The sequence below is a fragment of the Streptomyces sp. NBC_01092 genome, assembly GCF_045039535.1.
Lineage (GTDB): Bacteria > Actinomycetota > Actinomycetes > Streptomycetales > Streptomycetaceae > Streptomyces.
This window is the reverse complement of sequence record NZ_CP108659.1, coordinates 5,046,771-5,060,940: the sequence shown is the minus strand read 5'-3', so window position 1 is coordinate 5,060,940 and position 14,170 is coordinate 5,046,771. Positions and strand designations below refer to the sequence as shown.

Below are 14,170 nucleotides of genomic sequence, written 5' to 3'. Positions count from 1 at the left end.
TCCATGAGCAACGAACCGATCCGATTCGACACCAAGATCGCCGTCCTGCTGCGCGAGGACCTGGAGCCCTGGCAACGGCTGAACGTCACCGCGTTCCTGGTCAGCGGCCTGGGAACGCAGGTCCCGGAGGTGATCGGCGACCCCTACGAGGACGCGGACGACGTTCCCTACCTGCCGATGTTCCGCCAGCCGGTCCTGGTCTTCGAGGCCACGAAGGAGACGCTGACGGCGGCCCACGCGCGTGTGATCTCCCGTTCCCTCCCGCGCGCTCTCTTCACCTCCGACCTCTTCACCACCGGCAACGACCGCGACAACCGGGCGGCGGTGCGGGCCGTGGGCACGGGGGAGCTGGATCTGGTGGGGCTGGCGGTGTACGGGCCGCGGAATGGGGTGGACAAGGTGATCAAGGGGGCGCGGATGCATCCGTGAGGTCAGCGGGGGCGCTTCTTCGGGAGCTGCTTCCGGTTGAGGGAGGTGCGCAGGCGCTGGGCGTCGTGGGTTTTGCCCTGGCGGGTCAGGGCCTGGGCCAGACCGAGGGTGATGCTCCTGTACAGGGCGTGGTCGGTGCCGAGAGTTTCGCGGACGCGGGTTCTTGCGGATTGCAGGAGACGCTCCGCCTCGGCGTACCGGCCGATGTCGATGAGAGTCACGCCGAGGCTGTCGGCGCTGAAGAGCGTGCTCCGGTGTCTGTCGCCCAGCAACTGCCGGCGCAGCGCCAGAACCTCTGCCTTGATGTCGAGGGCCTCGACATCTCTGCCGAGACGAGCCATGGTCTGGCCCAAGTAGCCCTTCGCTTCCAGGGCAGCGGGATGGTGCTCGTTCAGTGTGCGTTGGTATCGGGCCAGTGCGTCCGTCAGCACGCGGTGGGCTTCATCGAGCCGATCGAGCTCGATCAGGGCGGCCCCGGTACTGGCGACGGAGAAGAGGGCCTCGACGTGGTCTTCGCCGAGTCTCGACTGACGTCGTGCCGCGGCGTCCTGGAGGATGGCGTATGCCTCGACGTATCTGCCCAGGTTGAGCAGGGCGACACCCACGTCGTGGGTCGTACTCAGTGTGTCGGGATGGTCTTTCCCGAGCAGTCTGAGACGCCTCTCCAGGAGGTCCTCGACGAGAGACAAGAACTCCTCGTACGAGTCCATGTCGTGCAGGGCCAGGGCCACCATGTGCGCCGCGCGCAGCGTGTCGGGATCGTCCTCGCCCAGGGACGCCTTCCACTTCGCGTGCAAGATCTCGGAAAGGCCGAGAGCCGCCTCGGGCTGCGCGTTGCGGGCGAGGTACCGGGCGGCCTTCAGCAAGGTCGGTCGCAGCTCCGCCCTGTCGATCATCGCGTCCAGCGTCGCCGTCAAGTGCTGGGTGAGCGATGCCCATTCCGGCCAGGCCTCCGGCAGCTCCGGGTCCCCGGGATCGATGGCAGCCAACAGCGCTGCCACGTCCTGCACTGTGTCCCCGGTCCCGGCGCCGCCGGCATGCCGCACCACCGCCTGCGTAAGCCGGTGCACCTGAAACGCGTCGGGCCCGACGACCGCCAACCCGTACTGGGCGAGCGGCTGGAGCGCGTTCCGCGGCCAGCGGAAGTCGTTCGGGTCCCCCGGCACGCTGGTCAGCGCCCCGCGGGCCTCGACGAGCCACTTCGTCGGGATGGGCTCGGGCCCGAGGAACGCCGCCAGGCGCAGCAGAGCCGCCGCCTCCGGACGGCCCGCGTCCAGGCGTTCGGCGGCGATGGTGACGGTGGCCGCCACCGAGACCGGATAGTCGTAGACCTCCCCGTCGTTGAGGAGTTCGGCGGTGTTGGTCCTGAGCAGCTGGAGGTAGTGGTCGGGCGGTGTCCCCTCGCCGAGCGCGCCCGCGGCATGCGCCAGCGCGAGCGGCAGATCGCCGAGGGCGTCGGCCAGCGCGTCCGCCGTCCCGGTGCTGAGCGTGGGCAGTTGACGGTTGAGGTAGCCGAGTGACTCCTCGCGGCTGAACACCCCCAGGGCGAGACCCGGCACGACCTTGCTCCAGGCCGGGTCGCGCGCCGTGATGAGCACATGGCCGGAGCCCTCCGGCAACCAGGTGCGCAGCTGCCGCGGGTCCTCGGCGTTGTCCAGGACGATGAGCCACCGGTCGCTGGTGCGCAGGTGTTCCAGGGCGTACCGGGCGTTGATCTCGGCACCGGCGTCCGGCTTGGCCACGTCGACGCGGGCCGCGAGTTCCGCGTACCGGGCCGGCACCTGCTCGGGCTGCTCGGCGTCGACCCACCACACCAGGTCGTACTGCCCGGCGAAGCGGTGCGCGTACTCCAGGGCCATCTGGGTCTTGCCGACCCCGCCCGGCCCGTGCAGCACCCGTACCGCGGCCCGGCGTTCGCCGAGCAGACCGCGGCGCACCTTCTCGATGATCTCGTCGCGGCCGGTGAAGTGCGGGTTGCGCCCCCGCTGTCGTACGTCCCATACGGCGGGGTCGTGGAGGGCGGACGGGAAGCGCGGCTGGAGGCCCTGGGGTACGGACGAACCGGTGCGCCTGCTGCCTCGCGACCCCTTTCCCGCCTTGCCGGGGAAGGTCGGCGAGGTCGTCGGGATCTCCCGCCCGCGCACCGCTTCCAGCAGGGCTTCGAGGGCCGCCGCCTCTTCCAGGTCATGCAGCTCCCGGCGGATGCGGGGCCGCAGGATCGCGGGTAACTGCCCCGCTTCCAGGGGCTCGACGACCAGCGGTACGAAGCGGTCCCGGCCGGCCACGGCGGAGGTCCACTCCTCCTCGGTGTACCGGCCCGGGGCGAAGTACTGGGGGGAGAACAGGGCGACGACGGCGGACGCCCGCTCCAGCGCGTCGTTCATCTTCCGCACGAAGTCCTCGCCGGTGCGCCAGTGCCAGAGGTCGAGTTCGATCGCGTACCCGGCCTCCTGGAGGTGCCAGGCCACCCACTCCGCCCACTGGCCGTCGTGCCCGGCATGGCTGACGAAGATCAACCCGGAACTGTCGGTCATGCCCGTCTCCCACCCCAGCGGCCCCAACGGCCCCCGTACCGCGCCTCCTTGTATACCCCGTGGAATGCGGGCTCAGCAGGCAGTCGGTGCGAGACCGGGGATCAGGCCGTACGGACGTCGGGCTCCGTGCCGACGACGGGGCCGACGACGGGGCTGACTTCGGGGCTGACGTCGGCCTTGGTGGTCGCCGGGGTCTCGGCCGGGGTCTCGGCCCGGTCCTCTGTCGGAAGGCGGCGCGTCAGGGCGCCGTATCCGATGGCGGCCGCCGTCCCGGTGACCGCGCACAGGGCCCAGAGCCACTCGGCGCCGAAGCGGTCGATGACGAAGCCGGACATCAGGGGTGCGACCAGAGCCGCGACCGACCAGGACAGGGTGTACATGCCCTGGTAGCGGCCACGCCCCTGGGCGGGGGAGAGGCGGACGACGAGGCCGGTCTGGGTGGGGGCGTTCAGCATTTCGCCGAGCGTCCAGACGCACACCGTCAGCGCGATGACGCCGACCGAACCGGCGAAGGCGGTGAGGCCGAAGCCGTAGCCGGCGAACAGGGACGACACGATGAGGATCTTCCTCGTGTCCCGGCGGTCGATGAACCGCGTGACCGGGATCTGCAGCGCGACGATCAGGACGCCGTTGACGGCGATGGCGAGGCCGTAGTCGGCGGGCGAGAACCCGGCGTCGCCCATCGCGATCGGCAGCCCCACCGAGCCTTGCTGGAAGACGAGGGCGACGAGGAAGGACAGTCCGACGACGGCCATGAAACGCCTGTCGCGCAGCACGGTCCTGAGCCCGACCTCTTCGTCGGCCTTCTCCGTCTCCGTCCGCACGGGCCGGGACTCCGGCAGCTTCACGAACACCACGACCGCGCAGACGGCCGTCATGCCCGCCTCGATCAGGAACCCGGCGAGGTAGCTGACCTCGGCGATGAAGCCGGCGGCCATGGAGGAGATGGCGAAGCCGAGGTTGATGGCCCAGTAGTTGAGCGAGAAGGCGCGTACCCGGTCCTCGGGGCGCACGATGTCGGCCATCATCGCCTGCACGGCGGGCCGGGAGGCGTTGGAGGCCGCGCCGACGACGAAGGCGACGCCGGCGATGGCGACGGGGTGGTGCATGAACCCGAGCACGGCCACGGACACGGCGGTGGAGGCCTGCGCCACGAGCAGGGTCGGCCGCCGCCCGAGCCGGTCGGTCATGACCCCGGCCCCGATCGAGGAGACGACCCCGCCGAGTCCGTACAGCGCGGCGACCAGGCCGGCGTAGGAGGCGGAGTAGCCGCGGTCGAGGGTGAGGTACAGGGCCATGAAGGTGGCGACGAAGGCGCCGAGCCGGTTGACCAACGTGCTCGTCCACAGCCACCAGAACTCGCGGGGGAGCCCGGATACGGTCTCTCGGGTGGCGCGCCTCAGGGCGGCGAGTGACATACGGGTCCCCACGGATGTAGCCGGCACCAGCACCGGATGTAAGAAGCTCAGGCGGTATCGGCAACTTACAAGCGCGCCCTTCGCGGCAGCCACTCAATTAACAGATCCCGTCAACCGTCCGCCCTTCGGGAGGGGCGCGCACCGGGCCAAAGCCTTGGATTACGCTCGGACGCATGGCCGACGCACCGTACAAGCTGATCCTCCTCCGTCACGGCGAGAGCGAGTGGAACGCGAAGAACCTGTTCACCGGTTGGGTGGACGTGAACCTCAACGAGAAGGGCGAGAAGGAGGCAGTCCGCGGTGGCGAGCTCCTGAAGGACGCCGACCTTCTCCCCGACGTGGTCCACACGTCACTCCAGAAGCGCGCGATCCGCACGGCGCAGCTGGCGCTGGAGGCGGCCGACCGTCACTGGATCCCGGTCCACCGCAGCTGGCGCTTGAACGAGCGCCACTACGGCGCCCTCCAGGGCAAGGACAAGGCCCAGACCCTCGCCGAGTTCGGCGAGGACCAGTTCATGCTGTGGCGCCGCTCGTACGACACCCCGCCGCCCCCGCTCGAGGACGGCACGGAGTTCTCCCAGTCGGACGACCCCCGCTACGCGACGATCCCCCCGGAGCTGCGCCCCCGCACGGAGTGCCTGAAGGACGTCGTCGTCCGCATGCTCCCGTACTGGTACGACGGCATCGTCCCGGATCTCCTGGCAGGCCGTACGGTCCTGGTCGCGGCCCACGGCAACAGCCTCCGCGGCCTGGTCAAGCACCTCGACGGCATCTCCGACGAGGCGATCTCCGGCCTGAACATCCCGACGGGCATCCCCCTGTCCTACGAACTGGACGCCAACTTCAAGCCGCTGACCCCCGGCGGCAAGTACCTGGACCCGGAGGCGGCCGCGGCGGCCATCGAGGCGGTCAAGAACCAGGGCAAGAAGAAGTAACCCGAGCTGATCAAGCCCCCTGCCCGTGCACTCTCCACGGGCAGGGGGCTTGTCGCTGCGCCGGGGCCGACTCCGGGCCGTCAACTGCCCGGTTGCCGTGAGGTCTATGAGTGGGGGCGGGATGAGCAGGCGTATGAAGGCCTGGCTGGCCGGGGGCTGGCTCGTGCTGGCTGTCGCCGGGTGGTCGTTCACCGAGGCGATCAACGACGGGATCGAGCCGACGTCCGGCCCACGCCCGCGCGTGGAGCCGTCGGCATCGAGTCCCCGGGCGTGCCCCGTGCCACCCGCGCCGACACCCAGTCCGGCGGCCACAAGCTCCGGGTACGGACTCTTCGACGACTACGCCGAAGCCGGATCGGAACCCCGTGCCGTCATCACCGCCGTCGCCTGCATCGTCGCGGACTAGCCCCGCCTGAAGGCCCCGCACGGCAAAGGGCCCCGGCGCGTCATCCGCGCCGAGGCCCTCACCGTCGTACGAGATCTACGGCATCCACGGCGTCGTACGCCGCGGACCCGCCGCGTCCTGCACCCTCACCCGCACTGGCAAGGGTTCCCCGACTGGCACCCGCACCCGCAGCCCGAGCCGCAGCCGCAGGCGCCGAAGAGCGGGAGGCTCCTGATGTCGGCGGGCTGCTCGGTCGGGCGTTCCTGGGTGGGGTCGGGCGTGGTGCCGGGAGTGCTGGGGGATTCGGCCATGGTCCCTCCTCGAGGCTGGTGCCTGTGCCCATTCCATGCCCGCCCAGCTGGGCGCATCAACGGCGCACAGAGGCTTGCACGCGCCCCGAACGGCTCTCCGCGAGCCCGCTCACGGGCCCGCGCCGACCGCACCCCGAAGGGGAGCTACGCCCCCTCCACTCCCGAAACCGGCTGAATGTCCGGCTGGATGTCGGGCTGAAGCTCGTCTGCGTGCTCACCCGTCACCAGGTAGACCACCCGCTTCGCCACGGCCACCGCGTGGTCGGCGTACCGCTCGTAGTAGCGGCCGAGCAGCGTCACGTCGACCGCCGTCTCGATGCCGTGCTTCCAGCGCTCGTCCATCAGGTGCTGGAAGAGCGTGCGGTGGAGGAGGTCCATCGCGTCGTCGTCCTGCTCCAGCTGCATCGCGAGGTCGACGTCCTTCGAGACGATCACCTCGGCCGCCTTCGCCATCAGGCGCTGCGCCAGCTGGCCCATCTCCAGGATGGTCGCGTGCAGGTCCTGCGGGATGGCGCGCGCGGGGTAGCGCAGCCGCGTGAGCTTCGCCACGTGCTGGGCCAGGTCGCCCGAGCGCTCCAGGTCCGCCGACATCCGCAGCGAGGTGACGACTATGCGCAGGTCCGTGGCCACCGGCTGCTGTCGCGCCAGCAGGGCTATGGCCCGGGCCTCCAGGTCGTGCTGAAGGTCGTCGACCTTCTCGTCGCCCTCGATCACGCTCTCGGCCAGCTTCAGGTCGGAGTCGAGGATCGCCGCAGTGGCGCGCCCGATCGCCGACCCGACCAGCCGGGCCATCTCCACCAGACTGTCGCCGATCGAGTCCAGTTCCTCGTGGTACGCGTCCCGCATCAGGGTCCCTCTCTTACGTATGCCTCGGGGGTTCCGGGCGCCAGGAGACTGTCCTGTCGTGGGACAGGCAGCCCTACCGTCATGCCCCAGACAGTAAGACCGTCGCGAAAACGACAGTCGGACTGTCGTGAAACCGCCAGTGCGATCTCTACGCTAAACCGACTGTGTGATCTCCGCGCAAACCGGCCGTGCGAACCCCACGACCTCACGATCCGGTGCCTACGCGTCCGTTTCAGCCACCCCAAATGAACCAACACTGGCTCCAAGGTGAACTCTGGGCGACGAGTGTTCGAGCTCGCACTCCGACGGCTGTGGGCACGGCCCGCGACATGCCTAACCTGGGTGCATGGACGTGAACGCGGCGGTCGCCGCAGCGGCAGCGATCGCCGGGGTTCTTACCGGTGTCATCGCCATGCTGGCGTTCCGCTGGAGCGAACGCGACCTGAAGCGACCCACTCGAACCTCGCTGCACACCGACCCGGTCCTGCCGCCCGGCGTGGACACGGTCCTGTCGGTGCTGCGCTCGTCCGCGGTCGTCCTCGACGAAGGCGACGCGGTCGTCAAGGCCAGCTCGGCGGCGTACGCCCTCGGTCTGGTGCGCGGCGGCAAGCTCTCCGTCGAGCCCATGCTCCAGATGGCCCGGGACACCCGACGTGACGGGGAGATACGGCAGGTCGAGCTGGACCTCCCGAGGCGTGGCACCGGACGTGGCGAGGCTCTCGCCGTGTCCGCCCGTGTCGCGCCGCTCGGCTCCCGTCTCGTCCTCCTTCTCGTCGAGGACCTCACCGAGGCCCGGCGGATAGAGGCGGTACGACGCGACTTCGTGGCGAACGTCAGCCACGAGCTCAAGACCCCGGTCGGCGCGCTCTCCCTGCTGTCCGAGGCGGTCATGGACGCCTCCGACGACCCGGAGGCCGTGGAGCGCTTCGCCGGGCGCATGCAGATCGAGGCGACCCGGCTCACCAACCTGGTGCAGGAGCTCATCGACCTCTCCCGGGTGCAGAACGACGACCCGCTGGAGGACGCCGAGCCCGTCCGCGTCGACGAACTCGTCGCCGAGGCGATCGACCGCTGCCGGCACGCCGCCGGCACGAAGCAGATCACCATGGCCGCCGGCGGCACCGAGGACCTCAGCATCTGGGGCAACCGGGGCCAGCTGGCCGCGGCGCTCGGCAACCTCGTCGAGAACGCCGTCAACTACTCACCCGCCCGCACCCGCGTCGGCATCGCCGCGCGCAGGCTCAGCATCGCGGGCGGGGACAATATCGAGATCGCCGTGACCGACCAGGGCATCGGCATCTCGGACAAGGACAAGGAGCGCATCTTCGAGCGCTTCTACCGCGTCGACCCGGCCCGTTCCCGTGCCACTGGTGGCACCGGCCTCGGTCTCGCGATCGTCAAGCACGTGGCCGCCTCGCACGGCGGGGAGGTCACGGTGTGGAGTTCCGAGGGACAGGGCTCCACGTTCACCCTGCGGCTGCCGGAGGCGGGTGCGGCCCGCGACCGGGCTCAGCAGCACCCCGATCTCGACGACGAGGCCGGGCAGCCCGCACTATCGAAATCCCCCACTGCCCCCGACTCACCCGCGTACGAAACGCTTTCCGCCCCGGAGGTCCTTCCGTGACCCGTGTGCTCGTCGTCGAGGACGAGGAGTCCTTCTCCGACGCCCTGTCGTACATGCTCCGTAAAGAGGGCTTCGAGGTCGCCGTCGCGACCACCGGGCCCGACGGACTCGACGAGTTCGAGCGCAACGGCGCCGACCTCGTCCTCCTCGACCTGATGCTGCCCGGCCTGCCGGGCACCGAGGTCTGCCGCCAGCTGCGCGGCCGCTCCAACGTCCCGGTGATCATGGTCACCGCCAAGGACAGCGAGATCGACAAGGTCGTCGGCCTGGAAATAGGAGCAGATGACTACGTCACCAAGCCGTTCTCCTCGCGCGAGCTGGTGGCCCGTATCCGGGCCGTCCTGCGCCGCCGCGGCGAGCCGGAGGAGGTGACCCCGGCCGCGCTGGAGGCGGGCCCGGTCCGGATGGACGTCGACCGCCACGTGGTCACGGTCTCCGGCTCCAAGGTCGACCTCCCCCTCAAGGAGTTCGACCTCCTGGAGATGCTGCTGCGCAACGCCGGCCGTGTCCTGACCCGCATGCAGCTCATCGACCGGGTCTGGGGCGCCGACTACGTCGGCGACACCAAGACCCTGGACGTCCACGTCAAGCGCCTGCGCGCCAAGATCGAGCCGGACCCGGGCGCGCCGCGGTACCTGGTGACGGTGCGAGGCCTCGGCTACAAGTTCGAGCCGTAAACCGCAGCCGCGACGACAAAGGGCGGGGCCCCGGATTTCCGGGGCCCCGCCCTTTTCTACGGCTGCACCAGGCGCCGTACGACCGCTCAGTGACCGGCGGCCGACTGCGAGGCGCTGTCCGTCGCGGTCGGCGTACCGCCCTCGGTCCCGGCACCGGCGCTCTCCGTCGAGCCGGCCGGGGCAGTGCCGGTCGGCGTGGACTCGGCGTCCCCGGCCGGGGAGCCCGTCGGCGAGGACGACGTGCCCGGCACCTCCGGCACCGCGCTCGGGCCCCAGCCCTCGAAGTAGCGCTCGGCGGGCACGACGAACGCGCGCAGGCTCACGTCACCGGTCTTGCTGAAGGTGAAGGTGATCTTCTGCGCGTTGCCGTCCCGGAGGGCCTCACTGCTGCTCGCCAGCACCGCGGAGGCGTTGTCCTTGCCGCCGAGGATCAGCGAGCCGCCGGCCGGGATGCTCAGGCTGCCGCCCTTGGCGGCCTTGAGCTCGGCGGTCTTGTCGATGTCGTCCACCTTGATCGCGTCCAGCGTCTGGGCGGTCGTGCCGGAGTTGAACAGGGTCGCGGAGATCGCGGCCGGGCCGGTCGACTCCTGGTCCGGCTGGGTGATGACGATGGCGTTCTGGACCTTGATGTCGCCGACGGAGGTGGCCGCGTTGTCCGGCTTGATCTCCAGCGTCTGGCTGTTGTTGCCGGCGGCGCACGCGGCGAGCGAGGTGATCGAGAACGCGAGGGAAGCGGCAGCGAGTGCGCCGCGTCGAAGGCTGCTGCTCACGGCGGCGGCAACTCCTTGACTCGAACGGAGCGGGCGCGGAAAGCCGCCCTAAGTGTCTGTCAGCGGCCTTAGGTTACCGAGCCGTTCCCGCGTGACCGCACCCGACCCTCCCCTCAGCGACCGAAGTGGCTTCGAAGTACCTCTTCCACGCCCCGTCTCTTCACCCGCAAGTGACCCGGGAGTCACATTGCCCGGCCGCTCGTCCGTCATTCACATAAGCCCCTTGCAAGCCGACGCGCAAAATTTCCGTGAAGGAATGCACGACCCTCCCGGAATTGATCACCGACCGTGCCGTCCGGCCTGGCCGTGATCAATTCCGGGAATCGTCCGGTACCCGACTCGGGACGCCGAACGGAGTAGCGGAAGTCGCACACTTGGAACAGGACATATGTGTACGTTCGGCCACTCGGAGGTGCCGCCGGATGCGCGTAACGTGCGCGTTTCACCCCGCCCGCAGAGCCGCTCCCACCTGCGAATACCTTCTTCCGTTCGGCCCGCGCAGCACGTTCCTGTTGGAGTTGTCAAGCCCCGAGATATGCCCTGACCTGCGAAAACGCCATTCAGAACCCGCAGTTTCCGTGTTACTCTGGATAGCCACGGAAGGGGTACCTGTCACATGACGTTCAAGGTTGGCGACACCGTGGTCTATCCCCATCACGGGGCCGCGCTGATCGAGGCCATCGAAACTCGCCAGATCAAAGGCGTGGACAAGACCTACTTGGTGCTGAAGGTCGCCCAGGGTGACCTGACGGTACGTGTGCCAGCGGACAATGCGGAGTTCGTCGGCGTGCGTGATGTGGTCGGTCAGGACGGGCTGGACCGGGTCTTCGAGGTGCTGCGCGCGCCGTACGCCGAGGAGCCCACGAACTGGTCGCGTCGTTACAAGGCAAATCTGGAGAAGCTCGCCTCCGGCGATGTCATCAAGGTCGCGGAAGTCGTGCGTGACCTGTGGCGTCGTGAGCGCGAGCGCGGACTCTCCGCCGGTGAGAAGCGCATGCTCGCCAAGGCCCGCCAGATCCTGGTGAGCGAGCTCGCTCTCGCGGAGAACACCAACGAGGACAAGGCCGAAGCCCTGCTCGACGAGGTTCTCGCGTCCTGACGCGGTCCCACCCGCCTCAGTTCAGCACCCTCAGTTCAGCACTGTGCTGAATTCAAAGAAGTGCCGCGGTGCCCGATGACGTAATTGCTGTCGCCGGGCGCTGCGGCATGTTCGCTCGCGGGCGCCGTGCGTGTCCTGCCATGCGCGCCTTACTTCGGGGACGTCCCCGATACTTGACGTGCCGGGCCCGGGCAGCAGGCTCGACCGACTGTCACGGAAGGGTCCGGTCAAGGCTCGCGCCCGGCACTCCCCCAAGCTCTCGACTGCGCTCGAGCAGGGGGCACCCCCAGGCCATACCCAACTAGGTCGAGCACACAAACCTGACAGGAACCGATGTCTGACGATTCGCGCCCTTCGCCCTCGGAAGCCCGCAGTGGAACCCGTACCGCGGTGGTGATTCCGGCCGCAGGTCGGGGTGTGCGCCTCGGTCCTGGCGCCCCCAAAGCACTTCGCGCGCTGAACGGCACGCCCATGCTCATCCACGCGGTCCGCGCGATGGCCGCGTCCCGCGCCGTCTCCCTCGTCGTCGTCGTGGCCCCGCCCGACGGCGCCCCCGAGGTCAAGAGCATGCTCGACGCCCACGCGCTGCCCGAGCGCACCGACTTCCTGGTGGTCCCCGGCGGCGAGACCCGCCAGGAGTCCGTCAAGCTCGGCCTGGACGCGCTGCCGCCGGATCACGACATCGTCCTGGTGCACGACGCGGCGCGCCCGCTGGTGCCGGTGGACACGGTGGACGCCGTGATCGAGGCCGTACGGGACGGAGCGCCGGCCGTGGTGCCCGCGCTGCCGCTCGCGGACACGGTCAAGGAGGTCGAGCCCGCGCAGACGCCCGGGGCCCCCGAGCCGGTGGTCGCCACCCCGCAGCGCGCCCGCCTGCGCGCCGTGCAGACCCCGCAGGGCTTCGACCGCGCCACGCTGATCCGTGCGCACGAGACGGTGACGGACGATGTCACCGACGACGCCAGCATGGTCGAGCAGCTCGGCCTGACGGTCGTGGTGGTCCCCGGCCACGAGGAGGCCTTCAAGGTCACGCGCCCGCTGGACCTGGTCCTGGCGGAGGCGGTCCTCGCCCGCCGGAGGCTGAACGATGGCTTCTGAGGCATTGCTCCCGCAGGTCGGCATCGGCACCGACATCCACGCCTTCGAGGAGGGCCGCGAGCTGTGGTGCGCGGGCCTGAAGTGGGAGGGCGAGGGCTCGGGTCTGGCCGGCCACTCCGACGCGGACGTCGTCGCCCACGCCGCCTGCAACGCGCTCTTCTCCGCGGCCGGCCTCGGCGACCTGGGTCAGCATTTCGGCACGGGGCGCCCCGAGTGGTCGGGTGCCTCCGGCGTCGTACTCCTCACCGAGGCGGCCCGCATCGTGCGCGAGGCGGGCTTCCGTATCGGCAACATCGCGGTCCAGGTGGTCGGCCCCCGCCCGAAGATCGGCAAGCGGCGCGACGAGGCGCAGAAGATCCTGTCGGAGGCGGCGGGCGCACCGGTGTCGGTGTCGGGCGCGACCACGGACGGGTTGGGTTTCCCGGGCCGCGACGAGGGCCTGATGGCGGTGGCGACGGCACTGGTGGTGCGGGTCGGCTAGCGGGCCCCGCAGACGACAACGGCCAAACCTCACTTACGCACCAGGCACCCTCATCCGCCCACTACCCTGGTGTCGTGACTATTCGCCTGTACGACACCAACGCCCGGCAGATCCGTGACTTCACCCCGCTCAAGCCGGGCTGTGTCTCGATCTACCTCTGTGGTGCCACCGTGCAGGCCGCGCCCCACATCGGTCACATCCGTTCCGGCCTCAACTTCGACATCATGCGCCGCTGGTTCGAGTACCGCGGCTATGACGTGACGTTCATCAGGAACGTCACGGACATCGACGACAAGATCATCACCAAGGCCGCCGAGCAGGGCCGCCCGTGGTGGTCCATCGGGTACGAGAACGAGCGGGCGTTCAACGACGGCTACACCGCCCTCGGCTGCCTGCCGCCGACGTACGAGCCCCGTGCCACCGGCCATATGACCGAGATGGTCGAGATGATGCAGGGCCTCATCGAGCGCGGTCACGCCTACGAGTCCGACGGCAACGTCTACTTCGACGTGCGCTCCTTCCCGGGATACCTGGAACTGTCGCGGCAGGAGCTGGACAACCTCCTGCAGCCGTCCGGCGACGGCGAGACCGGCAAGCGCGACCCGCGCGACTTCGCCATGTGGAAGTCCGCCAAGCCCGGCGAGCCGACCTGGGCGACGCCTTGGGGCCCCGGGCGTCCCGGCTGGCACCTGGAGTGCTCGGCCATGGCGCACAAGTACCTCGGCACCGCCTTCGACATCCACGGCGGCGGCCTCGACCTGATCTTCCCGCACCACGAGAACGAGATCGCCCAGGCCAAGGCCTACGGCGACGACTTCGCCCAGTACTGGGTGCACAACGCCTGGGTCACCATGGCCGGCGACAAGATGTCCAAGTCGCTCGGCAACAGCGTCCTGGTCAGCGAGATGGTCAAGGCCTGGCGCCCGATCGTCCTGCGCTACTACCTCGGCACCCCGCACTACCGCTCGATGATCGAGTACAGCGAGGAGGCCCTGCGCGAGGCCGAGTCGGCGTTCGCGCGCATCGAGGGCTTCGTGCAGCGCGTGGTGGAGAAGGCGGGTGTCGTCGAGCCGTCGCCCGAGGTGCCGCTCGCCTTCGCCGAGGCGATGGACGACGACCTGGGCGTCCCGCAGGCGCTCGCCGTCGTGCACACCACCGTCCGCCAGGGCAACAGCGCACTGGCCGCCGACGACAAGGAAGCCGCGGTGGCCCGCCTCGCCGAGGTGCGCGCCATGCTCGGCGTCCTCGGCCTGGACCCGCTCGACGAGCACTGGGTCGGCGAGACCGACCGCGGCGAGGACCTGCACGGCGTGGTCGACAGCCTGGTCCGCATGGTCCTCGACCAGCGCGAGGCAGCCCGCTCCCGCAAGGACTGGGCCACCGCGGACGCCATCCGCGACCAGCTCGGCCAGTCGGGCCTCGTCATCGAGGACAGCCCGCAGGGCCCGCGCTGGAGCCTCGGCCCGCGCTGACGGGCTCGGGCGCAGGAAGATCGATTGTGCCGCCCGGCCCATCGGGCGGCACACTTCATAGACGTACGTACGAACGCTTCACGACAGACGG

Annotated in this window: 13 protein-coding genes; 9 read left to right on the top strand and 4 right to left on the bottom strand. The window is 69.8% G+C overall.

Annotated elements, in window-relative coordinates; all coding sequences use genetic code 11:
- Positions 1–3: 3 nt before the first annotated feature.
- Positions 4–429 carry a DUF2000 family protein gene (locus tag OG254_RS22745; protein ID WP_405584670.1) on the top strand — a complete coding sequence of 142 codons (426 nt, stop codon included), beginning with the start codon at positions 4–6 and terminating at the stop codon, positions 427–429.
- Between the two features lie 2 nt (positions 430–431).
- Here OG254_RS22745 and fxsT read toward each other — a convergent pair whose 3' ends face one another.
- Positions 432–2,963, bottom strand: a complete 2,532-nt coding sequence (fxsT, locus tag OG254_RS22740) for an FxSxx-COOH system tetratricopeptide repeat protein (protein ID WP_405584668.1) — start codon at positions 2,961–2,963, stop codon at positions 432–434.
- Between the two features lie 101 nt (positions 2,964–3,064).
- Positions 3,065–4,381 carry an MDR family MFS transporter gene (locus tag OG254_RS22735; RefSeq protein WP_405584665.1) on the bottom strand — a complete coding sequence of 439 codons (1,317 nt, stop codon included), beginning with the start codon at positions 4,379–4,381 and terminating at the stop codon, positions 3,065–3,067.
- Positions 4,382–4,554: 173 nt separating this feature from the next.
- Here OG254_RS22735 and OG254_RS22730 point away from each other — a divergent pair, with 173 nt between their 5' ends.
- Both OG254_RS22730 and OG254_RS22725 read left to right on the top strand, forming a co-directional pair.
- A complete protein-coding gene (locus OG254_RS22730; protein ID WP_405584662.1) occupies positions 4,555–5,316 on the top strand; it encodes a phosphoglyceromutase in 762 nt (253 codons plus the stop codon).
- A 121-nt stretch (positions 5,317–5,437) separates the two neighbouring features.
- Complete coding sequence (locus OG254_RS22725) at positions 5,438–5,722, top strand: hypothetical protein (RefSeq protein WP_405584659.1); 285 nt, start codon at positions 5,438–5,440, stop codon at positions 5,720–5,722.
- Positions 5,723–6,156: 434 nt separating this feature from the next.
- Here the strand turns inward: OG254_RS22725 and phoU are convergent, their stop codons facing one another.
- A complete protein-coding gene (phoU, locus tag OG254_RS22720; RefSeq protein ID WP_405584656.1) occupies positions 6,157–6,858 on the bottom strand; it encodes a phosphate signaling complex protein PhoU in 702 nt (233 codons plus the stop codon).
- A gap of 346 nt (positions 6,859–7,204) precedes the next feature.
- On the opposite strand from phoU, the gene OG254_RS22715 reads away from it, so the two are divergent.
- Both OG254_RS22715 and OG254_RS22710 read left to right on the top strand, forming a co-directional pair.
- Positions 7,205–8,482, top strand: coding sequence for a cell wall metabolism sensor histidine kinase WalK (locus OG254_RS22715; RefSeq protein ID WP_148000052.1), 1,278 nt, complete (start codon positions 7,205–7,207; stop codon positions 8,480–8,482).
- Positions 8,479–9,159, top strand: coding sequence for a response regulator transcription factor (locus OG254_RS22710; RefSeq protein ID WP_015659563.1), 681 nt, complete (start codon positions 8,479–8,481; stop codon positions 9,157–9,159). The genes OG254_RS22715 and OG254_RS22710 overlap by 4 nt, the downstream gene beginning before the upstream one ends.
- Positions 9,160–9,245: 86 nt before the next feature.
- On the opposite strand, the gene OG254_RS22705 is transcribed toward OG254_RS22710, so the two are convergent.
- Entirely contained in the window at positions 9,246–9,929 is a 684-nt protein-coding gene (locus OG254_RS22705) for a DUF461 domain-containing protein (protein ID WP_405584652.1), read from the bottom strand.
- A 616-nt stretch (positions 9,930–10,545) separates the two neighbouring features.
- On the opposite strand from OG254_RS22705, the gene OG254_RS22700 reads away from it, so the two are divergent.
- The 4 genes from OG254_RS22700 (at position 10,546) to cysS (ending at position 14,079) form a co-directional block, all read left to right on the top strand.
- Entirely contained in the window at positions 10,546–11,028 is a 483-nt protein-coding gene (locus OG254_RS22700; RefSeq protein ID WP_003953493.1) for a CarD family transcriptional regulator, read from the top strand.
- Positions 11,029–11,361: 333 nt separating this feature from the next.
- Positions 11,362–12,126 carry a 2-C-methyl-D-erythritol 4-phosphate cytidylyltransferase gene (gene ispD, locus OG254_RS22695; RefSeq protein ID WP_351197611.1) on the top strand — a complete coding sequence of 255 codons (765 nt, stop codon included), beginning with the start codon at positions 11,362–11,364 and terminating at the stop codon, positions 12,124–12,126.
- On the top strand, positions 12,116–12,607 hold the full coding sequence (gene ispF, locus OG254_RS22690) for a 2-C-methyl-D-erythritol 2,4-cyclodiphosphate synthase (protein WP_405584649.1): 492 nt from the start codon (positions 12,116–12,118) through the stop codon (positions 12,605–12,607). The genes ispD and ispF overlap by 11 nt, the downstream gene beginning before the upstream one ends.
- A gap of 74 nt (positions 12,608–12,681) precedes the next feature.
- Positions 12,682–14,079, top strand: a complete 1,398-nt coding sequence (gene cysS / locus OG254_RS22685; RefSeq protein ID WP_405584647.1) for a cysteine--tRNA ligase — start codon at positions 12,682–12,684, stop codon at positions 14,077–14,079.
- Positions 14,080–14,170 lie beyond the last annotated feature (91 nt).